We start from the raw sequence: 22,332 nt of genomic DNA, 5'->3' as shown, positions 1-22,332 counted from the left end.
GGCCGAAGAAACGGACCGGACGAAAGCCCGGCACCGCGCTTCGGCCCGACCTCACTGGGGGCGCTTGACCCGGCGCGACGTGTGGCTGGTCCGCGAGACGCGCTGGACGGTGATGGCCCGGGCCGGGGACACGGAGTCCGGGAAGGTGCTGCGCTGGGAGTTCGACTCGGAGCCACCGGCGCTGGAGATGGTTGATCGCCTGCTGCGCGCCGACACCGCCGGCCAGTGGCGAGAGCAGGACCGCGGCACTCCCCCGCCGGGTACTGGCGCTGGCGAGGCGCGGCGGATCACATAGTGACAATTATGTCTACAGAGAGGTAGACCAATGTGAGTGTCTATGGTGTTCTCCCTGGAGGACTCCCCTACGCCTTCATCTGATTCGCACTGACGGGCCGCAGGAACGTCAGGCTTTGTGTGCTCTCCAGCGGATGCCAACCCGGGTGAACCGGTGCCAACGCGGGTCACTGCGACCGGCCGCTGGTCGCAAACCGGGATTCGTGTGCTCCGGGTGTGGTCCTGGGCTGGGCGAACGGGGCTCCGGGTGACGTGGGTGAACGTGGGCTACTCCCTGCCACGGCACCTGGACCGTGCTGGGCGGGCGCACCCCGCCGGGGACGGGATGGACACCGGCACGGCCCAGGCGGTCATCATGGCCCTGGCGGCGCGTGGGCCGCCTGGGGGTCAATCTTCACGCGTCGCCGACAGCAAGATCATGACGAGTTGCCTGCCCCCAGGCCCGGAGCCACTGGCCACCAGGAGTCGCGATTCGGCGGCAGGCGTTTGAACGCGTGTCGCCCACCCGCTCGGTTGTGCCGGTGCCGTAGGCACCCTGCTTCACTCGAACTTTACATTCCGCCTCACAAGCTGCAGGGTGCCGTCTTCGAAGACGGCGCGTACACCTCGATGTTGTCGCCTTCAGCGTGGACGGAACGGGCTTAACGGCGCCCAACGTATCGAACGGCGCTCAACCCCACTGCCCCTTCCTGCTATGGGTTCCCGTTCTCGCACCAAGCCGCCCTCTCATATCGACAGGCGCCCGCTACCGACGACTGGAGGGCCCTCCTCGCGATTAGCGGCAGGTGCTCGGTCATCTTGGTTGTCCCGGCCCGCCTCAAACTCGCCGCTGAGGCCAAACCAGGAGACCCGCTCCCCGTCCCACCGTCCACCCAGCAGCTCGATGCATCCCACCAGCGCACAGGCCACGAAGCCCCCTGCCAGAAGTCCTGGCATGGACCCGGCATTCCGCGCCTCGACTAAGAAGTACCCCAAACCGCCGGCTCCGACCGAACCGATCAGGACGGCATTTCGGACATTGTGCTCGATCTGCCAAAGGCCAATCGAGACAAGCTGCCGACCGATGCGAGGAAGCAAGCCGCCTAGAATCCCCTGCAGGAACGATGCGCCCGCCAAGCGGAGGGCGCGGTATGAACCCATGCCCACCGAGTCCACTTCGTCCGCAAAGAGTTTGGCGGTCGTGATCGTGCTCAGCACGGCCAGCACAACGGCTCCCGAACTCCAGCCGAGACCTACGGCCGAGATCGCCAGCATCACGAGAAGGATGTCCGGTATTGCCCTAGCCGCAGCCAGCAGCATCCGCACACCATGCGGCACCCAACGCCGACGAGAGAGGCTGACCGACGCGGCCAGGCCCACGAGGAAACCGAGTGTCACACCGAGCGCCGCGGCGGCCAACGCGCTGAATAACGTCTCGGCTGCGGCCACCACCAGCCGCCGCGCGATGTATCTGGCGTGGAGGTCTTCTCCGCCATACAAAGGAATAAGTCGGGGAGTGACCAACAGGGACCCCAGGCAAAGCACCCAGCCGCCGAAGCCGAGAGTCTGAAGTCCGACCAGTACACTCCTCCGCACTGCGCCGCGCATCGCGCTTCGCGGTCGCCGCGAGGCGGACTGGTTGACCCCGGCCATGACCGCCACAAGTTCGAGCCCGGCATGGCAGCAGAACAGCATAAGGCAGACACCACCGACCACCGCGAAGTCACCGAGCGCATAGCTCTCCAGGAAGGTCAGTCCCAAGCCGCCGGCACTGGCCACACCGAGAACCACGATCTTGCGAAGAACCGAGTCGATCCGCAAAAGACAGGCCCGTATAAGCAGCGTCTCAATCGACGCCATCAACACTGCGGTGAAGGCCACGAGATGCGGTGCGCCGGCTTGCCGAGCGCGGAAATAGGGTGCCTTTTGGTCCTCAGTGACGGTGATGTCGAGAAGTCGCCCGAGAACGCCGCCCGTGTAAACGGCAACACAGACGAGCACGGTTTGGATCTGCGTCCCAAAAATGAGCTGGAGAATGAAAAGGACTGCAACCTCGGGGTAGCCACGCGCCAGCAGACTTCCCACCACACCGACGCGACGGCACCAGTTCGATTCTTGAGTCGGAACTGAGCGGAGGAGAAAGAGGAGTGATCCCAGCGATACGCCCATTGCCGCGGCGACTACCACGACGCCGACCGTCATGCCGACAGTGGCGATCGTCACGCCCTGGAAGGAAGGTGGGAAAATTCCCCCGATCCGACTCCCCAGGAAACGCGCTGAGAATGCCGCCGTCACCCCGGTGGCGCAGTAGCCGGCTAGACAAATGCCGGCGAGCCACAGCGCTGTGAGCACCGCGACCTGTCGCCGCCGGCGACTCATTCCTCGACGATACGGCCGCTAGAGGCGTGCAAGCGGCGCGTAGCCCAAACCCTGGCTAGTGCCTCGTCATGCAGCGCTGCTAGGACGGCACCCTGTTGGAGCACAAGGTCGTCGAGGACCCGGAACAGCGCCACCGCTGTCGGGGAGTCCAGCGCGCTTGTCGGCTCATCCAATACGAGCAGCACAGGCCTTTGCAGTAGAGCTCGGCCCAACGCCACTCGCTGCTGCTGTCCACGCGAGAGCTGTCCGCTCGGGACCATGGCGAACGCTCTCAAGCCCAGCCGCGCCATCAGGTCGAACGCCGCTTCGCGCTCGTTTTTAGGATATGTATGCCAGCCGAAGCGGGGCAGGCGAAGGCGGCCCAGGCAACCGTGCAGTACGTTGGTAACTGCCCGCAGCTCCGGCACCAGCGCCAGGTCGTGCGGTACCCACGCAATCCTCGGGTCGAAGCGGGGCGGCCGCCGCGCCGGGCTAAGCGCACCGGAAAATGTGAGGTCACCCGCGACTAACGGGATCTGCCCGGCCAGGCTCGACAGTAAGGTCGACTTGCCCGATCCGGAGGCTCCTAGCAGCGCAATCTTGTCGCCGACTCGAATCTGCATCGAGATGGATTTCAGGACGGTGACTGGACCGTATCCGAGAGATGCCCCGTGAAACTCCGCCAGCAAACCCTTCTGCTGTATCACGAGCACTGCCGGTAGCCAGTGAGGCGGCATGCCGTCCGTAGGCCCGAGAATACCGACTCGTCGACCTCTGTCAGGCCGGTCACCGACGGGTCACTGGATATTCGGCATTCCGCCGCGCTCGCACAAATGCCCAGCGCGACCAGCCGGCTGACGTTGAAGTCTTGTCGAAGCGACGTCAGGGCGCGGGCCCGAGCCTCCGAGTCCAGGCCGCCACGGACCACGACGGGTGCATTTGGTATCCGTTCCGACCGCCACACGACCTGCGTCCCGGAGAGGTTGAGTTTCCGGGACGGTAGAACCCGCTCGAACATCTCGTCGGATGTGAACGCTACGTCGCAAAGTCCCCGCCGGACGTCGGCGACTGCGACGTCGTGGCCGCCTACGTACGTGATATCGACCGCGCCGTTCAGGGGAAGGCCAGCCTGGACTATCGCGGCCCTGGGGATCAATCCGCCGCTGGTGGATAGAGGATCGACCATGCAGACCCGCTTGCCTCGTAGCCCTGCCGGAACCTCTACTGGAGCTTCGGCCCGCGTCACCGCTATTGATCGATAGTAAGGCGCTCGCTGTCCGCTGCTGTAGATGCCGGCCAGCAGTAGATTGGCGCCGGATTGCTGCGCGATCAGGTACGTAACCGGACCGAGCTCGGCGACATCGATCCGCTCGGCCAGCAACCCCTCGACTACCCCGTTGTAGTCAGCCACTTGTATGATTTCGACTTCTCGGCCAGTCGCTTGGGCTAGCAGACCCACCAGCGCGCGGTAAGTCTCGGACAGGCTTCCTGCATTCTCACCGGGAACCACCGCTACCTTAATCGGCGACTCGGCGGAACTGGCTACACAGCCGGTGCAGGCGAGGACCATAGCGGTCGTCGTGGCTAGTACGGCGCGAACGAGTCGATGCATCTCCGCTCATCCCTGCTTGAACAGCGTTCCGTCGCCCTGCCGCCACCACATGTGACCAGCGGCGTCTACAAATGCTAGGTCCACCGCGACCGCGTTGGCTTGCCCTGCTGGACCGCCGTCAGCTACCACGAAGGGGAGTTCCTCCTTGGGGCGCATTAGGGGAATGGAGGTGGTGCGGCGGTGAGCCCGCGTCGGCGGCTCAGCGGGCCGCGCGCCTTCGTTGAAGACGCGGACAACAACCCGATAGATAGGTTCGCTCGATGCGTTGAGGCAACGCCCGGCCACCCGCCCGGCTGACCACTCGTCTGGCCACGCCGATACGAGCCTCGCCTGTGCCCGTTTTTGCTCTTCGCGGTTCTCTGCCGCCTCGCGCTCCAACGCGGTGATCCGCTTCCGGTCTCGCAGCAGGGTTATTACGGCTATCAACCAGAGGGCGAAGTTGCCGATCGCCTGCGCCCACCCGCCGGCATCGCCCCAGTCGATGTCGCCCACGTCAATTGAGTAGGGCACTCGCTCACCCGAACTCTCGCCGCTGCACCTGGCTATCCGACTCACTGGGATCTGCAATAGTGGCATCGGGAAGCAGTCGCCTCCCTGCCTCCCACTTCTGCTCGAAGTACTGGCGAAAGGGAACACCCAGGGACCAGGTCGTCCCGCAGTGAATGATCAGATGAGGGCTCAGCCAGCCAGCCGCGTTGACTCCATCCTCAAGGATTACGTCGGCACCATAGTGACCGAAGACCAACCGATCATTGTTGATGAACACCAACCTGAAGAGCGCTGGATACGGCATCAACCTGACCTCGAACGTGTTCGGCCAGCGACGGATTAACGCAGCGTACTCGCTCCGCTGAAGTTCATCTAGGTCGTCCACCACCAAAAATCTGACCTTGCCGCCGCGCCGCCATAGGCGTTCAAGGCCGGCGCTAAACCAAGGCTTGTTACGCCACTTATTTCCGTGGAAGCCGAAGAAATCGAGACTCGTATGCGCCTGGGCCATGCACCGCTCAGGGGCAGCATTGGATGCCTTAAGCATGGCAGGGGCCTCTTCGACACCGAAGAGTTTGAGGGTATTGAGTAGGTCCGAGGCATGTTTTAGTGCCTCGAGCACGCCTGGGACCTGGTCAAGGTCCAGTTTTGCGTCACCTTCGCCGGGCAACCTGCCTACCCCCCTCTGCAACGTGGAGCTCCATCACTCGAAGGAGCCCCTCGGCATTCCGGCTCGGATCATCATCAATATTGACCAAAACCATGTCAACCATTGGCCGCAGGACCGACTGGTTGTCCTCGATCCGCGCCTGCCACTCGCCCGCACAGTCCGCCAACTCGGGCGATCTCCGCAGCAGCCGCTCAGCCCGCACCGCTGCGGGTGCGAAGACCAATACTTTGAAGTAGCCATCGAGCTGGTTGGGCGCAGGGCGGATGCTTCCCCTGTTCATCAGTAGGGCATCGTTGCCACCTAGCACGGCGAACGGAGCGGCGGGCTTCTCGAAGGCGTAATGCGCGCTGATGCCTTCACCCATCACCTTCTGCCAACGAAAAAGAATGCGCCTGGACCGTTCCAGATCGTCCAGCTCGTCGCTGGTAACGGCAACGTTCTCTTCCGACACATCATCCAATCTCCGAGGACGGGTGACGAATCGGCGAGGAAATGCGATTCCGCCCACGCTGGCAAACCGGCGCCGCAAGATCGACAGGATTGTCGACTTCCCAGCCCCAGATCCTCCTACTAGGAGGACCCCCTTGAAGATCGACAAAGGACACCTACCTCTCAGGCAAGAGGAGCCGGAGTAGGACCAATGCGCTGCGTTCTTCGCTGACCGCGCCGTCGAGACAAGCCGCGATCGTCTCCTGCTGCGTCATCCAGCTGACGGTGATGTCCTCGCCCGGCTCTGGTGCCGGGCCGTCAACGGCATCCCTCCAATCATGGGCAAGAAAGTAATATAGGTCCCACTCAACTGTGGCACCACACACACTGCGATGAAGGAATTGTACGGACCTCGCCTCGATGCCCGCCTCCTCCCGCAACTCACGACGGGCAGCAGCAGAGGCGGCACTTTGCAACGATTCGTCGGTGCCCTTGCACAGACGGTATTCGTCGAGCGTATCGAAAACTTTACCACCGGGCAGTCGCAAGTCCACGCGACCCAGTTCGTGGCGCCATTCCCGAGTAAGCAACACGTCGCCGGCGGCATTTCGCACAATTGCCCGCACCCCCGGCGCACGCCGGACCCGTTCAAAGGTCTTCGAAATGCCCATCTCTCGCACATCGAGCTCCGAAATCTCGAACACTCGACCGCGGAAAGAAATCCGCTCGTCACGAATTACCTGAAACTCGTACGGCGACTTTTCGCGGTTTGCAAGATCAGCGCCGCACCCCTCCAGTTCGGCATCCCCGTGTTGTGCGGGACGTACCATCACGACTCTCTCCCGTCGCTTGCAAGCTGGGGTGGCCTTATTCACTGCAGACTACCGTTGCACCTGCCCTGGATCTCCGCTCCGACGCCGCGCCCAAACTAGGTGAGCGGCAGGTCGCCATGCATCGAGCATATAGCCCGCTCGTACAGGGATCGAAGAGTCTCAGTTAACCAGGTCGAACACGCGTCCTTTTCAGTGGATATGCGGTGCTTTAACCGCCGTCGTGGGCGAGCGGCGGACTCGGCATCAGGGCCTGCAGGCAGCAGGTCGTCACCGCGGCCGGTTACTGGCAGCCCGGCGGTGGTAGCGATGGGAGAGTGACTTCCTGCATCGAGGTGGCCTCGGGTAGGACGACTTCGTCGTCTTGGGCGAGGACGTCACGCCGGTGTACCAGTCGCGCAGCTTGTCCGTCGCGAACTCCGTGGCCTGCGGCGCATCTCATGTCGACGCGGGACTTCGGCAGGGACATGCGAGATAGACGCGTCCGGCTGCAGAGAGGGTCGCGTAGTGACGTGAGTATCGCCGGTACCGGGCGCGTGCGCGATCCCTTCGAAATTTCGTGGTAGCCGTGGTCGGGGGCCGTGGGACGGCGTGTTCGTTGATGATGGGTGCGAGCCCGCCGGCTTGTGTCGTTCCCGCAGGAGAACTCGACGTAGGCACTCCTGTTCGGTGATGGCGCAGCCGCGGCCGTGCCGCAGGCCAACTGCCGGGCGAGCCGTCAGTGAGAAGGCCTCGACTCATGATGTGGATCGGGCAGGCCAAAGGTGGCGTCCTGGGCTGCCCGGGCGAGGGTGGCCTGGGTGGTGGCGAGTAGTCCGAGCCTGTTCCAGTGAAAGATCACGTGCAAGGCGATTACTGCCCGCAGACCACGGGTGAGGGTGCCCCGTTCCCGTTGGCGGTGTAGAGCTGCGCCGGCGTGTGCGAATGCGGTGTGCCATTCGCCGGGGGTGCGAGGTGCGCCGAGCAGCAGGCTCCGAACGTCTCCGGTGAACCTCTCCCACCTGGGGGCATCGGTTGTGGGTGCCTGGTTGAGGTGTGCTGCGCGGTGCTCGACGACTTGGGCCCAGACGTCGCCTTGCTCGTTGAGGTCCAGCCCTGCTGCGCGCATCAGGGCGGTGCACAAGATCAGCGAGTGTTCGCGCCGGGTGGTGGGGTGCTCGTGGAGGTAGGTGAGCAGGTGGCGGCTGTCGTGGTGGAACAGCGTGTGGGCGGTGGTCATGGCGTCGTGGCCGCCGAAGGCATGGGTCTCGGGTTCGTAGATGTCGCCGGTCCAGGTGACCCCTTCAGTAAGTAGCCGGCGGGCCCGGTCTCCGCTGTCTGGGCTGTTTGCAAGGAGATAGCGGATGCGCCAGGCGCCTTTGCGGATGAACCACCAGGAGGTGATCAGGCCGGCGGTCTCGGCGGCGGGAAGCACTCGGCTGAGGTGGGTGACCGCCTGTTTCTCGCGCTCCCGGGCGGTCTGGCCGGGGTAGCTGATGTTGACCTGGTGCCAGGGGGTGGGGTCCACGGATGGCTCTTTCAGGTGAGGAGGAGACAGGCGTCCCAGGCGGTGGCGACGGCGGTGACGAGGTCGGCGCCTGCCCGGCCATCGAGCAGCCCTTCGGGCTCGCTGGTGATGGGGGCGGTCTGCCGGTGGAGATCGTTGACGAGATCGAGGGGTATGGGGGTGAGGGCGTCGGATGCGATGCGGCGGGCGGTGGCCAGCAGTCCGGCGGTGCCGTGGCACAGGCTTCGGTCGGTGAGCCGTCGAAGTTGTTCGGGGTCGGTGACGCAGGTGGTGAAGGCGGTCTCAGCGACGCGCTGGCGAGTGGTGTCGTGCAGGGCTTGTGCGGTGAGTTGCTGGGCGCGGGCGATGCCGGGGGTGCCGTAGCACCAGGACGGCCGCAGCGGGGTTCGCTGGGTCGGTGTTGCGCGGGGCAGGTCGCTGATGGTGATGGTTTGCGGCCACCAGATCGCACCGCCGGTGTGCTGCTGCCAGGTGTCCAGCCATCGGCTGATGCGGTTGATCGCCGTGGTGTGTCCGGCGACGGTGATGCCGTCGCGGAGGGTGAGGGCGAGCAGTGCCAGTGGGCCGGTGATGCCGTGGGCCACGCCGAAGTTTGCGTGACCGCCGGGGGGCGGTGGCTGGCGGCGTTCGGGTGCGTTCCAGCACCACCAGCCGGGCAGTTCGCCTCGCGGTTCGGTGAGCCGGACGAGGTAGTCCAGAACCTGGCGGAGCAGGTCGTGATCCCCGAGCCGGCGTAGAACGACGCCGAGCCCGGTCAGCCCGCGGATGAGGTCGTATTCGGCGTAGTGCGGCTGCTCATGTTGGTCGATACGGCGGTGGGCGGCTTCGAGTCGTCGGCGGGTGACCGTGGCGGTTCCGTCGGCGGTGGCTGCTTGTGCCTGGGCGAGCCCTGGATGGTTGGTGGTGGCGAGGACGAAGGCGAGTGCGGGGGCGCCGTAGAAGAGGCTGGCGCCCTTGGCGATGCTTACGCCACCGGCGGTGGCGTGGCGCAGTGCCTCGTACGCTGCCGGCCGGTTGCCGGTTTCCAGGTGCAGCAAGGCGATGCCTGCCGCGCCGTCGGCGAGGGACTGGCCCGCGGTCACGGCGTACGTCCGCCGTGACCGCTGGTGAGGGCGATGGTGCGGGCCAGCCGCAGGCAGTGCTGTTCGGAGGTGAGGTCGACGCCGATCATGCGGGCGTGGTGCAGGTGCAGCAGGTCACCCAGCACGTCGTTGGGGTCGAGCCCGTCATCGGCGACCATCGAGCGGTATGCGGCCAGCGCTGCGGCGAGCCGCTCGTCATGCACTGGGCGTCGGGCATGTTTGAGCTGGGCAGGGTCGAGGCGGGGACCGGTCCGGTGAGGGACGTGGGTGGTGAGCCAGCGCGGGCCGTCGCCGGTGAAGCTGTCAGCGATGGCGATCATCCCGGCGGCGGTGGCGGCCTGGCGGTCTCCACTAAGGCGGGGCAGGGCGGCACGGGAGTCGGCGGCGAACACCCGTTCGGCGGCGGCCAAGGTCGCTGCGGCACTGTGGCGGCTCTCCGGGCGGTACGGGTGCAGGCTGTAGTCGTGTACGAGGGCGTCATCGTGCAGGTGCTGCACCCAGCTAGCGAGATGGCGGGCGATGTCGGCGAATCGGTCGGTGTCCGGAAGCGGGATGCGCAGTCGCAGGTGCGGCTCGGGGTGGGGATACCGCAGGAACCACCAGCCTGCTGGGAGGTGGTCGGCGGGGCGGCCGGCGAGGTCGGTCAGAATGTCGTCCAGCCGACCGTGTAGATGTGCCTCCAGCCACCGTGACCGCCCAGGCCAGTGCTGAACAGTGGTGGCGGTTCGGGCTCGCCTGGCTGGTCGGACGGCCGGCGCGGGGTAGGTGAGGGTGAGTAGGAGTTCGGCGGGGCGGTCGTCGATCCAGCCCGCTGGCCCCGGAGCCTCCGTGATCGCGGTGCGGGGACCTCGGTCGAGGTGCTCGCGTAGGACCGCCAGGTGGGCGGGGTTGTCTAGGTCAAGGCGTAGGCGTATGTCGTCGTCGCCGACCAGGACCTGCTGCGGGATGTGCCGCTGGTGGCGGTGTCGCTGCCAGGCGTTACACCACTGCTGCCATCCGGTGCCCTGAGCGGGAAGCGCGGTGTGGTCGACGATCCAGCGGGCGGGGTGCACGACGGTGCGTCCACGCCGCAGGCGGGGTAGGAACGGCAGGCCGCTGGTGTGCCCCCAGTCAAACCGGCTGCACGGTGCCGTCCAGGCGGTCCAGATCTCGGTCAGGAACCGCATCAGCGGCTGCTGCAGTGTGGGTAGCAGCACGCTGTTGAACAACAGCGGTTCGACGGGCTGACCGGTGGCCAGTGATACCAGCCACAACCGGCGTCCGTCGCCGGTCACCGCCAGATCCTCGATCGTGTATGGCGGTGCCTGGTGGAAGTCGCCGAGTGGAAGGACGGGCAGCAGCTCGGGCGTCCGGGCCACTGCGGTGAGGCGAGCGTCCAGCGGGGGCCCGGACAGCTGCAGTGGGGCCGCGCCAGGCAGGGCAGTCGGCAGATGCCGGTAGACCTGCTGGAATCCGGCGAGTTCGGCGGGGGTGAGCAGGTGCAGGAACCGGGCCGCCGCGACTCCGGCGTGGCGGGACCCGCTGAGCACCGTCAGGGTGAACGCGCCGCGGTCCAGATCGTGCAGGGTGTCGGCGGCGAGGGTGAACCGCAGTTCGGTGTGCGGGATCGGCGGCCGGTCGTCACTCGCGCGCAGCCGGTCGATCAGTGCGTCGTCGAGCGCCACCTCGGCGCAGCCGTCGAGTGCGGCCTGCTGCGCGAGCTGTCCGAGCAGCCGGTCGCGGGCGGTGAACAGCGCCGGGGCGCGGCGAGTGGATCCCCGGTAGCCAGCCGGGAACCCGAGCACGTTCAGCACATCACGGATGGGAACTGCCGCTCCTGGGCCCCACCGCTCGATGAACGCGCTGTGGTACTCGGCCCATCCGGCGGACTGCGATGGCGCCGCCGCCACGAGCGTCGACGCTGCCCGCTCCGCCTCGTGAAGCACCGGCGGGGGCAGGGTCACCTCTATGTCGGCACGTAGATCAACGGCGGTCCGGCTGCCCGGTTCCGAGATGGCGTAGTGGCGGGCGACGTGGGCGGCCGGGTCGGTGGCGGTCATGGGTGGGCGTAGGGCCGACAGCAGCACCTCGTTGTGAACCAGTTCGGCCAGCAGCCTCTCGGCGTCGGCGATGCTGGCGGGTCCGGCGACCGCCGCGGCGAGTTCGGCGAACTTGACCGGGGACCGCGCCGCCTGGATCGCAGCCCGGATCGGGCCGGTCAGGCGAATCTCGACGTCCCACCGCCGATCGGCATTGGCGTGGGCACAGGGCAGCACCCACCTGTCGCCGCGCCGGTATCCCAATGAGTTCGTCACAACTGCGACGGTGCGTAGGGTGGCCAGGTCCTGTTCGGCCCGCGCGGTGTACTGGGCGATGAACTGGCCGTCGGGGCGGGAGACCGCACGATGGGCCTCGCCCAGGCGGACCTCCGCGCGAGCGCCGAACTGGACCGGCGCCACGCCGGCGAACCTGCCGAATGGGGTCGCACGGGTGGTCCAGCGCAGCAGGTACCGGACCGCTGACTGCACCAGGCGCCGCAGTCGCTGCTGAGGCATCGGTTCCCCGCGCAGCGTGCGTTGTATCTGGTCGGCCATCTGCGGCGCCGCGCCGGTGACGGCTGCCGCGAACCCGGGCAGCGTCCACGTCCTGTCCAGCCACTCGCGCCATTGATCCGGATGACCATGGGCCATGTCGGGCCAGGGAGGAAGAACGAGGCCCTTCGGGTAGGCGGCGATTCTGATCAGCGCCGCGCCAGCTGCGGGAACCATGCTTGCACCACCGAATCGACGGGCCCGGCGAGCTCGACGCCGGGCCCGATCGTGAGAGGAATGGATGGGTCAGTTGCCGCCGTCGCACTTCGTGGTGCAGGCGTTGGAGCCGGTGTTACCGGAGCCGCACCCGTCGTCGGTGGCGGTGGCGTAGCCGCCCGGGGTGGGGCCGGCGTCGACCAGGCTGACGTCCAGGGTGAACTCCGAGGCGTCGGTTTCGTTCACGTGCGTTCCCTTCTATGCGGGGGTGAAGGTGAGGACGAAGCGGCTGTGCCGCTTGTCCAGCACCGTCCCGGCCGGCAGGTCGCCGTCGGGAGTACCAGCGGGCAGGACATGCAGCACCGGCGAAGGGCTACCCGCATCCAGCCACGCGCGCATCTGTCCGACCATCCGACCGGCCGCCGCCGCGGCGTCGGGCCCATGTGCACAGGCACCCAGGTCGAACATGTCGTCGTCTGTCCAGCGCAGTGCCGAGCGGTAGCAGAACGCGCCGTTGTCGGAAGCGGCCGGCGTGCCGAAGCGCCATGCCGGGGCGACGACGCCCGCATCGACGGCCTCCTGCTGAGCCGTGAGAACGACGAACTGCTGTCCCGCATCGGTGATGCGGGTCGCCAACCACAAGTCGAGGTCAGCCAGGACGGTACGAGGGGGCAGGCTCACCCCGGCCCATGCCTGCGTCTGCGGCTGCGCCAACAGCTCACCGACGGCGTGGTGATTGACCTGCTGGTCCTCGTCCAGCCGCAGGTGCACCCCGTCAGCGATGTCGACGTACCGCACCTCATGCGCCCCAGCGCCCTGCATCGACACGAAGCCGCACAACCGCTGGCTGTGGCTGACCAGCCGGTCGCCGGTCCGGCGCATCGCCCAGGAGCGGGTCATCCCGAACGTGCGCAGCGGTACGACCAGCGTTCCGTTCTCGGCGAGCTGCGCGCTCCAGGCCGGGGAGATGTCCCACGAGCCGACCGTGACGATGATCAAGTCGTATGTGCGGCCCGGGTTGACCGCTTGCTCGGCGTCCGCGCACACCACGACCACGTCGTCGTAACCCGCCGCAGTGAGGCAGGCGCTGGCCCGGTCGGTCACCTCCCGGTCGATATCTACGGTCGTGACCGAGCCCGACGGGCCGACCAGCTCCCGCAGCAGCGCGGCGTTGTACCCACCGGAGCCGATCTCCAGGACATGCCGGCCGGGCAAGCCGCCGTCGATGCCGTCAGCTGCCTGACCGAGCATCTCCGCAATGAGCCAGGGCGCCGACACCGAGCTGACGGCCTCGTCGCCGATCCGCTTGGTCACCACCGCCTGGTCGGCCCGGTACGCCTCCGTCAGCGCGGCATCCGGAGTGAACAGATGGCGTGGCACCGACCGTAGCGCCGCCTCCACCTCAGCCCGCATGACCAGCCCCTTCTCCGCGTGATCGGCGACGAGCTGATCGACCATTGCGGCATGGAGGCCCTCGCCGCTCGCCGTGTCGACACTCATTCAGGTGCTCTCCTCTTCATCAGGGCCTCCCGATCGGATGACCCATCGTTCCGCTCTTCTCGGCTCAACAGCGCCTCAAGCCGGTGAGGCTCGCTAAGTCAATGGGGTCTGAAGCCCACGTGGTGCTGGTCGAAGGTTTCGTCCTGCTGGCGTATATGCACACCCCCTCACCTGCATGCCGTTCACGAGGTGGCTTCCTCGATGCTGGCGGCCGTGGTGGTACTGACGCGGTAGGCGTGGGTGTGGCGGGCGGGCCAGCCGAGGAACCGGTCGAACATGTCGGCGGCGCTGCCCGTGACGCTCGGGTTGAGCCGGTGCAGGTCGTCGATCGCGTCGTGCAGGCAGCCGGCCAGGTAGAGGAACAGGCTCACCGGCACTTCCCGGTACTCGGCCAGGAGCGCGAGCTTCGCTGCGCCGCAGGGCCACGGCTGCCCGCATCGGCGGCACAGCCACAGCGGGCGCATCGGCAGATGTTCCGGCAGCCCAGGCCGGTCCGGCACGATGGGGCGTGTGCCGTCGCCGGTCATCGGCGGCCAGGCTTCCGCGTCTGCTGCTCGAACACCGCCCGCCAGACATGCGTCAGCAGCGGCAGATCGGCCACCGGCTGCTCCACCGGCTCGACCCGATTCGAGAGGTCCCGGGGAAGCTCGCCCGTGGCGGCGTACCGCGACATGTACACCGTCATGGCCGAGCACCAGCTGGCGCCGACGTCGGTGTGCGGTGGGTTTGCCGGTGCACCGGCAAACCCACCGCCGCCAGCCAACGACAGGGCGCAGACCGCCGGTCGCCCGCCCCCACAGCCCTCATGGCAGTACGGGAACGGGGAGCCACCCGGACAGTCGACGGAGTGCCCGGCGCGAGCACTTGCTGGCGGGTCGGGTCGCCGCCCGACTTGCCGCCCATTGGCACGTACATCTGGATCTCCCTGGCGTGAGGCTGCCGCTGGTCCGTCGGTATAGCGGGGTCCAATTGATCATGGACCGGCTCGCCGACGTGTTCCTGGCGTTCACGATCGCGGGGATGACGGGGCCAACATAGACCCAGCGTGGTGGGTCACCATGTGCCTCATCGTGTCTGACCTGGCCGTGCGCGGGTGGCTGATGGAGGCCGCTCGCCCCCTACCCGGCGGGATTCAGAGGATGTGCCATCGAGTAAGTTCGGCCCCATCATCGCGCAGGCCCGCGATCCGGCGGTGCACCTCGTCGGCGGCCTCCGTGCCGGGACGGGACTTGCGGGCGTTGGTGGCAATCATCTGCAGCTCACGCAGCTGGCACAGCTCCTCGAATTGAGGCCAGGCGGTGGCATCCCACCCGTAAGTAGTAGTGAACTCGGCGAAGGGCGTGTGGCCCGGCGGGTCGAATCGGCGACAGTGAACGGCGACGGTCGCGATGTCCCACTCGCGGGGTCCGAGGGCCGCGCCATCCCAGTCGGCCAGTACCGGCGTGCCGTCGAAGCGCCGCAGCGCGTTCCGTGTTTGCGGGTCGGACTGAATCAAGCTGGCCTCGCGTGGGAACCCCAGCGCGTCCAGCCGCGCTGCCAGTACCTTGAGCCGGCCCATCAGCAGATCCCGCTCGTTCCCGTCGAGGATCGTCGAACGGGCGACGGACCGCTCGACGCTGTGGATCGGCCGCAGGACGGGCAGCGGCATCGGCGGGATCGGCAGGGCATGCAATTGGCGCAGCAGTGCTCCCAGTTCAGCGACGCTGATGGGTTGATCGTGTGCGGGGTCAAGACGCCGCCAGACCGTGACAGCGTGACCATCAACCTGCAACGGCTGCACCAGGGCCGAGTGGAGTCCCACCGTCGGAAAACCTCGGGCCTCCAGCCAGCCGACCACAGCCACCATGGCCCGCGCTCGCTCCAGGCCGAAAGAGGCAGGGGCGATCTTGATCACGACGTCGCCGACGGCGTAGACAGCGTTGGTGTGGTGCCGTAGCAGGGCGGCGTCTGAGTCGGGATAGCCGAGCCGACGGCACACCTCGGTGAGCACCGGGCGGGTACGCGCCTCGACGAACATGCGGCTCCTAGGGACCGAGCACAGCGGTAACCCCTAGCCTACGGGCGCTCTCGCGACAGGCCCGCACGTAATCGGTCAACGCCGCCACCTCACCGCAGCGATCTCGCTCAGGAACCATCGAGATGACATCGTTAGCCCTGGTGAGGAGGATCTCCGTCTGCTGTGTCTCCGGTAGGCGTGCGATGGCGTCGCGGGCGGTCACCGCTGCTTCGGCCGCGCGTCGGTCCCGTACGAGGCACACTGACCTGTCCAAAGCGAGGAGCCCTACGTCGATCGGTACGGCCGGCGCCTCGCCGTACAGTCGCAGGGCCTCGTCCTGAACCCGGTACGCCCCAGCGGTGTCCCCAAGGCAGGTGTACGTCCCCGAAAGGTAGAACAGAAGGCGCTTCGCCGGAAACCGGAACGCCACGTCGGTGTCGTCGTCACCGGCCTGGTCGAATATCCGGCGGGCCTGGTCGATGGCCGACCGTGCCTGCGCAGCCGCACCGAGTCTGGCCAATGCACGCGCCCGGCCGGCCGCAGCCAGGGCGCCCGGTGACGATGCGGTCGAGGTCAGGGCCAGCGCCGCCTCGGCAAGCGCGACGGTCTGACCAGGATCTCCGAAGTAGTACGGCAGCATCGCCGCCTGGGCCCGCACCAGCACCCTCAACCGGGTTTGCCCACTGTCATCTGCGGCACGGATCGCCGTGCCGTACCACCGCTGCGCCTCGGCAACCTCCCCGAGTCGCATCAACGCATCCGCGGACATCGTCGCCAACAGCGCCGCCACCCCAGACAGCCGAGCCTGGACTGCCGCTGGCTGCCGGCGCCCTGACAGAACCTGCACCTCCCGGCAGTCACCCATCAGCAGCGACAGCATCACCCCCGGAGAGGCCGACGGGTATATCCGCATATGCTCGCCCACAGACTCCTCCATGAGGTCGAGATGCCGCGGAGCGACGCTCGACGATGCCAAAGCTCCATCCAGGCCCAGACGCAGCTGCGCCAGGACGCCGACGTCTACGCGGGTCCCGACTCCGATCACCGGCCGATCCACGAGGTCGCCTGCAGCCGAGAGCCATGGCGCCTCCTCGAGACCGTGCCCGTGCCCGTCCTCGTCCCGGCCGAGCCCCATGGCCGGACGCGGGATGCTCAGGCCGACCGCGATCCGCTCCAAGACCTCGTAGGCCGTGACCTGCCGGACGCCCTTGGCAATCTCGGCCACCCGGTTGGGCGAGACGTCAACGAGCGTCGAGATCCTGCCGTAGGAGACTCCCCGGGCATGCAGAAACCGGAAGACGGCACTGACATCTCGCCGCCGCAGGAACTCGCCTATCGGCCGGCCGTTCCAGACTCCCGAGCTCCACCACTCGGGATTTACCTGCACGCCCACGATCACCCCCGACCAGACCACAACCCGCTGTCAGCACAGCGCATCCGCGCCGTCACATCAAGTCAATGGCGACCGAGTCGGCGGACGCCCACCGAGCTTGGATATGCGCGCCACCATCCGGAACGCCCACCGTGAGCCCTCACGACGTCGGCCCGATGGGTTCCGTCACCTGCACTGCCATTGAATCGGTGGTCTCACCTGCTCTTTGAGCCTTAGGACGATGGCCGGCGCCGAGCCGCGCGATGCGGTGGTAACGCCCTTCACCTGCCTCCCGAGCAGCGCTGGGCGGCAACGACACCCAGATGGTCCCGCCCGGCTTCGTGCCACGGTGCTCCAAGGGGGCAGGCGAAGGCGGACAAGCACCCCCTTCCCGTCTTCTCTTGCCCACCCCACGGGCGCGGGCGGTCTCAGCGGAGCTGAGGTAGAGGGCAGGGCTCCTGCACACCTGGGCATGCACGGGAGCGGGACGAGATCGAGGCGTCACCTCGCCGGGGTGCAGATCCTGCACCTCACCCTGGCGCGCGTCGGACCTTCGGCGAGCACCACTGACCGAAGCGGCGGCCGCCCTGCGGGTTCGACCTTCCGGCGACGACCTCTCAACGACCGCAAAGCACATCGGTACTAGCTACGCTATGTGGTCGTTCAGGGGTGGAGCGGTTCAAGATCGCTGACGCGACAGCTGCGGTCGGCAGGGGGCATCCTTGCCTCGTCGCGTCGTACGGCGAGACACGAACGTCCCGCTTCTCCCCGGATCGCCCTCGACAAGCACCGGGGAGAAGAGGACCTCCTTGCCGAACTCGTAGGAGCGTTGCACATGCCTGACCTCATCGACCACCTCGGGTGGGGTGTCGTCGTCCTCGCCGTGCCCATGGTCACCGTGACGATCTGCGTTGTACTGGTCGCCTTGGCCGCGCTCGCTGCCCGGCAGCCCGAGACTCGCCGCCACTGCCTGAGGGTGCTCGGCGCCCTCACCCGGTACGTCACCGCCCTGCGAGGCGACCGGTGACCGCGGCCGCCGTCGCCGGCGACCGGGCCCGGATCGGTTTCGTCGACGCCCTGCGGGAGTCCCGCGACAGCGACCAGGCCCGGCCGCTGGCCGACATCGTCGGAGCGAACCTGCGGCACCTCTGGGAGCACGGTGGCCGGCTGGACTCCACCGGCCCGGGACGCCAGCCCGAGTGGATCCACATCCGGACGCGGTTCGTGCTGCGGCCGCCCGCCGGGGGGCCCGAGCCGGCGCTTGCCCGCTTGGTCAAGTCCAAGGGCCTGCAGCTGCGGCTGTTGCTGCTGATGCTCTTCGACGCGCAGTGTCGGTACGGGCCGGGCGACACCGTGCGCAACGTGCGCTGGGTGGCCCCCCACCCGAACGAGGACTACGCGTCGTGGCGCCAGCTCGTCCTGTCCGAGACCATGCGGACCGCCGGCACCGGTCGCGGGCATGGTGATCTGCGGGCCCGCCAGATCACCGAGGCGATGCGGGCGCTGGAGGAAGAGCACTTGCTCTGGCTGCCCCGGCAGCCCGGCGGTACGCGGCGGCGCTACGACCCCAAGGACGGGGTGAGCTGGCATCTGCTCTCCGAGGCCAGCACCGCCGAGGAGCACCCCCGCTATGCCCTGCCGACCCCCGAGACGTCGATCCGGATCTCGCCGTTGTTCTTCACGAACCTGTGGGTGTTCGCGTTGAGCGACGTCGAGCTCGCCGCCTACCTGGCGCTGGCGTACCTGCGCACCCGCTTCCCGGGTCGCCACGCCCACGAGGGTGTCTTCCTGCTCGCCGAGGACCGCGAGAACCAGTTCCGGCTGACCCGGACGGCCTGGCGGGCAACCGAGCTGCTGCACCGGTTCCGGCTGGTTGACCGGGCCCCCGACCCGCGGCGGAACTTCCGCACCGGCAACGTCGGGGCCCGCGACACCCGGTGGGCGAACCGGCAGGTGATGCCCGCGCTGTTCACGGTTAACGACGCGGCTCTGCAGCGACCGGCGCTGGACGCGATCCATCAGGTCCTCACCGCGCCGACGGCGGCGGACGACTTACGCAGGGAGAAGGGACAGAAGGCGGTCGACGAGGCGATCGCGGCCGGCCTGCTGTAACCGACCGGTGGCGGGTCCGTCACCGATCGATCGTCAGCCGTCCCAGGTCGGCGGGGACGGCGCCGCCCGGTCTGGCCTGCACGGCCGAACCCACGGTCCTCGCGCACCCCGGTGTGCCACCGCCATGGCCGTGGCGGCCCAGCTAAACCTCGCGCGGTGGCTGGCCGCCCACCAGCCACCGCCGTGGGCGAGATCGGTCTGTGCCACGACCTCGCCGCCGACGTCGCCCGGTTCGCCGAGGCCTCCCGCGCCGCGCCGCACCGTCCGCGAGTACGACGCCGACTGGGACGCCCTGGCCGCCTCGTGCGCCCGGTCCGGCATCGACCCCGGGTCGCCCACGCCGATCGAGGTCATCGCCCTCTACCTGACCCAGATGGTCCGCGCGACTTGGCCATCTCCACCCAAGGACGGCCGGCTGGCCGCGATCCGCGACCGGCACCTCGCCCCGGGCTGCTGCTGCCGCCCACCGACGATCGCCGGTTCCGCCGCGTCCGCGACCGTGTCCGCCGGATGCACGGCCGCCCGGTGGAAGGCAAACCCGCGGCCGGCGTGCCCCTGCTGCGCGCCCTGCTGCAGACCCGGCCAGCGGGGCCGGTCGCCGCAGATGCGCCGCCGGCGGTACGGCGGGCTCAGGTCGCGGTGCTGCGTGACCGGTGCCTGCTCACCGTCGGGTTCTTCGCCGCCCTTCGCCGCGAGCTCGCCCGGCTGCCCGTTGACCACCTGGAGCACGTTGAGGACGCCCTGTGGCTGCTCGTAGCACGGTCCAAGGCTGACCAGACCGGCGCCGGCCGGCGCGTCGAGCTGCCCTAGGCACCGGACGAGTTGGCCTGGCTGTGCCCGGTGCGGGACACCCCCTCGCCTGGCTCGACGCCGCCGGCCTCCGCAAGCACCTCCACCGCGACGGCCGCCACCGCGCCGGCAACGTGCCCCTGCTGTCCGGCAGCACCGCCGGTGCGCGGGTCCGCTCCACGCCGTTGAGCGACCTCTACGTCGCCAAGACGGTCAAGGACACCGCGGCGGAGGCTGGCCAGCCGCCCGAAGTTGTCGACACTCTCGCTGGGCACAGCCTCCGCGCCGGCTTCGCCACCGCCGCCGAGGCCGCCGGCGTGGCCCGCGACGTCATCTCGCGGATCATGGGCCACCACACCGGCGTGACCGGTCGCTACATCCGGCACACCTTCGACGGCGCTGCCCAACAGGCCGTGTACGAGCATGCACTCACGGTTCTGCGACCTCGCTGAGACGGCGGCCAACATGGAGGCGGGATGCGGGTTTTGCGTGGACAAATCGGAACGTTTCTGAGGCTCACACTCTGGTCCGCGACGTAAAAACTGACCTCTAGCCGGCCTATATGTGCACGTCAGGCGCATTCTTTACTCCCGGCGGTGACGCTGCGCGGTCCGACCGCTACGCGAACGATGTTGCGGAGCGTCACCGCGCAGGGCTTAGGCTGTACGCCGGTCCACAGCTGAGAGATGTCGCCGAACACGGTGGCTAGGCTGTGGGCCGCACCGCTTGCGCGCCGTTCCACCTTGGCTCCCCGGGGGGCAAGGTGCCCCTGATCCTCAGGGTCGTAACGGAGGTACGCGATGCGTACGGAAAGAGGATGCCGGTGCCGACGACGGCACCGGCGACCAAGAAAGGCCCGACGGAAGGCCACCCACCGGTGGCGGACGGTCGGGGCGGCGACGGCGGGGCTCGGTCAGGTCCTCTCGGCGCTGGGGACGCTCTACCGCATCCTCAGCGACATGGGTGTCCTGTGAACCATGCCGGAGCCCGAAACCAGCGTGACCCCACCTAAAAGGCAGGGTCACGACCCGGTGTAGCAAGGCGAGGCGGATCCCCGCTGGGTGGCACCCCAGTGGATCAGGGTCCGCCTTGTCCTTTTTAGAGCTCGCTGCTCGTCCGCTCTGCAGGGTTTCCTACAGACGCTCGTGCGCAGTGTTCCACAGCGCATCCGTGTTGAAAAGGCCGCGGTGTTCGCAGGTTCGGCTGCATTCTAACCACCTCACTGGCTCTGAGCTGGGAAAACTCTATCCTTGCAATCCGAATATGTCCGCCACCGGTCTCGCCCATGCGGGCGCTGTCACAACTTCAACTGCAAAGTTCCGGCGCCTGCAAACTTCGCTCCGCTGCTGTGGCTTTACGCGGCCTCGACATCGCCGAGCATGTGCAGCCCGATACCAGCTTCCGCGAGAAGCCCCTCCACGTCTTCTAGCGATAGCCAGTCCAGCTGGCTGGCACCGTGCACCAGCCGATACCACCGTTGTCCATCCCGGCGCAGCACCTCCACCCGCCAGCTTCCGTCAGCCGTCGCCATGGCGCGGCGGGCTCGCACGGCGTAGGGAGCGAGCTGCTGCTCGAGGGCGCGCAGTGCGGTGTGCGTGAAGCCCGTCCCGACGTGACCGGCGTAGGTGAGGTCGCCGGCGCCGTCGTGCACGCCGATCAGCAGCGACCCGATCAGCCCGGATCGGCGGCCGGCACCTGGTGTATCCGAGGATGACGACTTCCTGGGTGCGCACCAGCGCACTTTCGTCCAGTCGGTGGAGGGTTGGCCCGGCCGGTATGGCGAGGCGAGCCGCTTGGCGATGACTCCTTCCAGTCCTGCCAGCTCGGCGGCGCGGAGCAGGTCGGCGCCTTCGGCGTCGACGTTGCTGCTCTTTTCCGCCTGCCCCGCGAGCTCGCTCGCTCCGTGGGGCCGGTGATGCAGCGACACGTCGGTCCCCGTTCGATCGATGTCGAGCAACATGTCGGGTCGGAACTGCCCGCCGAGGTCCCAGAGCGCTCCCCGCCGCACCTGCAGCGACTTCCTCCCGGAACAAGCGTCTACCGCTCCGCAGGCGGCTTCGCCGACTTCGAGTAGGAGCCCCTCCCGGCCCGACGTGAATTGGATCACCCACGCCGGGGTTCATGGCGGGATGCACCGATATCTATCTAGGTGACCAAGAAACGGTCCTTCCGAAATCCACCGATGGAGGCGAAATGAAGATCAGAGAACGACGTCCTGCGAGGCGGCTGGGCAACGCGGCGGGAGGGAAGAGTCGATCATGCGAGGCGACCGCGGGGTGGGCCCGGGTGGCGCTGCAGATTCCTTCGGCAATTAAGGCCCTCATCGAGCTGTGGAGGTGGTTCATGGAATGACGGCGGGGAGTCGGCCGGGCGCCTAACGCCAACTGCGGCACGCCACGCGGCGCTCCGGTCGGCCCCGTCTATCTCTCCGGCCGCGCGATCCATGACTGAGGCCGAGTCAGTACGCTCTGTTCGTACGAGCGTTCGATAGGCTGCCGCTGTGGAGGTCAGGGGGCGCTGGTGGAACGGGGCGTGGGGGCGCATCGCCCGCCGCGACATCTGGCTGCTCTTGGACGGCCACGTCTGG

At 67.7% G+C, this 22,332-nt stretch carries 22 protein-coding genes; 5 read left to right on the top strand and 17 right to left on the bottom strand.

The features are described from left to right. Positions 1–64 precede the first annotated feature (64 nt). Positions 65–295, top strand: coding sequence for a hypothetical protein (locus ABZW14_RS07755; RefSeq protein ID WP_355341440.1), 231 nt, complete (start codon positions 65–67; stop codon positions 293–295). A 725-nt stretch (positions 296–1,020) separates the two neighbouring features. On the opposite strand, the gene ABZW14_RS07750 is transcribed toward ABZW14_RS07755, so the two are convergent. The 16 genes from ABZW14_RS07750 to ABZW14_RS07675 form a co-directional block, all read right to left on the bottom strand. After that, entirely contained in the window at positions 1,021–2,652 is a 1,632-nt protein-coding gene (locus ABZW14_RS07750; protein ID WP_355341437.1) for an ABC transporter permease subunit, read from the bottom strand. Then, positions 2,649–3,338, bottom strand: coding sequence for an ATP-binding cassette domain-containing protein (locus ABZW14_RS07745; RefSeq protein ID WP_355341435.1), 690 nt, complete (start codon positions 3,336–3,338; stop codon positions 2,649–2,651). Before ABZW14_RS07745 ends, ABZW14_RS07750 begins: the two co-directional genes overlap by 4 nt. Then, the gene (locus tag ABZW14_RS07740) at positions 3,335–4,243 is read right to left on the bottom strand and encodes a phosphate/phosphite/phosphonate ABC transporter substrate-binding protein (RefSeq protein ID WP_355341432.1); all 909 of its coding nucleotides are present in this window, start codon (positions 4,241–4,243) and stop codon (positions 3,335–3,337) included. The genes ABZW14_RS07745 and ABZW14_RS07740 overlap by 4 nt, the downstream gene beginning before the upstream one ends. 6 nt (positions 4,244–4,249) lie before the next feature. Next, entirely contained in the window at positions 4,250–4,735 is a 486-nt protein-coding gene (locus ABZW14_RS07735; protein WP_355341429.1) for a hypothetical protein, read from the bottom strand. A gap of 22 nt (positions 4,736–4,757) precedes the next feature. After that, positions 4,758–5,354, bottom strand: coding sequence for a hypothetical protein (locus tag ABZW14_RS07730; protein ID WP_355341426.1), 597 nt, complete (start codon positions 5,352–5,354; stop codon positions 4,758–4,760). A 31-nt stretch (positions 5,355–5,385) separates the two neighbouring features. Further along, positions 5,386–5,853, bottom strand: coding sequence for a hypothetical protein (locus ABZW14_RS07725; protein ID WP_355341423.1), 468 nt, complete (start codon positions 5,851–5,853; stop codon positions 5,386–5,388). 154 nt (positions 5,854–6,007) lie between these two features. Continuing rightward, positions 6,008–6,661 (bottom strand): NUDIX domain-containing protein, encoded by a 654-nt coding sequence (locus tag ABZW14_RS07720; RefSeq protein ID WP_355341610.1) that lies wholly within the window; start codon positions 6,659–6,661, stop codon positions 6,008–6,010. A gap of 718 nt (positions 6,662–7,379) precedes the next feature. Further along, a complete protein-coding gene (locus ABZW14_RS07715; RefSeq protein ID WP_355341421.1) occupies positions 7,380–8,168 on the bottom strand; it encodes a thiopeptide-type bacteriocin biosynthesis protein in 789 nt (262 codons plus the stop codon). 11 nt (positions 8,169–8,179) lie between these two features. Then, entirely contained in the window at positions 8,180–9,250 is a 1,071-nt protein-coding gene (locus ABZW14_RS07710) for a lanthionine synthetase C family protein (RefSeq protein ID WP_355341418.1), read from the bottom strand. Then, positions 9,247–11,997 carry a lantibiotic dehydratase gene (locus ABZW14_RS07705; protein WP_355341415.1) on the bottom strand — a complete coding sequence of 917 codons (2,751 nt, stop codon included), beginning with the start codon at positions 11,995–11,997 and terminating at the stop codon, positions 9,247–9,249. The genes ABZW14_RS07710 and ABZW14_RS07705 overlap by 4 nt, the downstream gene beginning before the upstream one ends. A 69-nt stretch (positions 11,998–12,066) precedes the next feature. Continuing rightward, positions 12,067–12,222, bottom strand: a complete 156-nt coding sequence (locus tag ABZW14_RS07700) for an FxLD family lanthipeptide (protein ID WP_355341412.1) — start codon at positions 12,220–12,222, stop codon at positions 12,067–12,069. A 12-nt stretch (positions 12,223–12,234) separates the two neighbouring features. Next, on the bottom strand, positions 12,235–13,476 hold the full coding sequence (gene fxlM, locus ABZW14_RS07695; protein WP_355341409.1) for a methyltransferase, FxLD system: 1,242 nt from the start codon (positions 13,474–13,476) through the stop codon (positions 12,235–12,237). Positions 13,477–13,658: 182 nt separating this feature from the next. After that, a complete protein-coding gene (locus ABZW14_RS07690; protein ID WP_355341407.1) occupies positions 13,659–14,003 on the bottom strand; it encodes a hypothetical protein in 345 nt (114 codons plus the stop codon). Next, entirely contained in the window at positions 14,000–14,161 is a 162-nt protein-coding gene (amcA, locus tag ABZW14_RS07685) for a multiple cyclophane-containing RiPP AmcA (RefSeq protein ID WP_355341404.1), read from the bottom strand. The genes ABZW14_RS07690 and amcA overlap by 4 nt, the downstream gene beginning before the upstream one ends. Before the next feature lie 447 nt (positions 14,162–14,608). After that, a complete protein-coding gene (locus ABZW14_RS07680; protein WP_355341401.1) occupies positions 14,609–15,493 on the bottom strand; it encodes a phosphotransferase in 885 nt (294 codons plus the stop codon). 7 nt (positions 15,494–15,500) lie between these two features. Beyond that, positions 15,501–16,871 (bottom strand): hypothetical protein, encoded by a 1,371-nt coding sequence (locus ABZW14_RS07675; protein WP_355341398.1) that lies wholly within the window; start codon positions 16,869–16,871, stop codon positions 15,501–15,503. Between the two features lie 808 nt (positions 16,872–17,679). On the opposite strand from ABZW14_RS07675, the gene ABZW14_RS07670 reads away from it, so the two are divergent. The 4 genes from ABZW14_RS07670 (at position 17,680) to ABZW14_RS07655 (ending at position 20,197) form a co-directional block, all read left to right on the top strand. Further along, positions 17,680–17,871 (top strand): hypothetical protein, encoded by a 192-nt coding sequence (locus ABZW14_RS07670; RefSeq protein ID WP_355341395.1) that lies wholly within the window; start codon positions 17,680–17,682, stop codon positions 17,869–17,871. After that, positions 17,868–18,956 (top strand): hypothetical protein, encoded by a 1,089-nt coding sequence (locus ABZW14_RS07665; RefSeq protein WP_355341392.1) that lies wholly within the window; start codon positions 17,868–17,870, stop codon positions 18,954–18,956. The genes ABZW14_RS07670 and ABZW14_RS07665 overlap by 4 nt, the downstream gene beginning before the upstream one ends. A 525-nt stretch (positions 18,957–19,481) precedes the next feature. After that, the gene (locus ABZW14_RS07660) at positions 19,482–19,766 is read left to right on the top strand and encodes a hypothetical protein (protein ID WP_355341389.1); all 285 of its coding nucleotides are present in this window, start codon (positions 19,482–19,484) and stop codon (positions 19,764–19,766) included. Between the two features lie 23 nt (positions 19,767–19,789). After that, complete coding sequence (locus tag ABZW14_RS07655; RefSeq protein WP_355341386.1) at positions 19,790–20,197, top strand: hypothetical protein; 408 nt, start codon at positions 19,790–19,792, stop codon at positions 20,195–20,197. Between the two features lie 902 nt (positions 20,198–21,099). Here the strand turns inward: ABZW14_RS07655 and ABZW14_RS07650 are convergent. After that, a complete protein-coding gene (locus ABZW14_RS07650; protein ID WP_355341383.1) occupies positions 21,100–21,705 on the bottom strand; it encodes a hypothetical protein in 606 nt (201 codons plus the stop codon). Between the last annotated feature and the right edge of the window lie 627 nt (positions 21,706–22,332).

Origin of the sequence: Micromonospora sp. NPDC004551, from assembly GCF_040609975.1 — a bacterium.
In the GTDB taxonomy this organism is placed as follows: domain Bacteria; phylum Actinomycetota; class Actinomycetes; order Mycobacteriales; family Micromonosporaceae; genus Micromonospora.
Note: the sequence above shows the minus strand (reverse complement) of the source record. Positions and strands in the feature narration are given on the sequence as shown.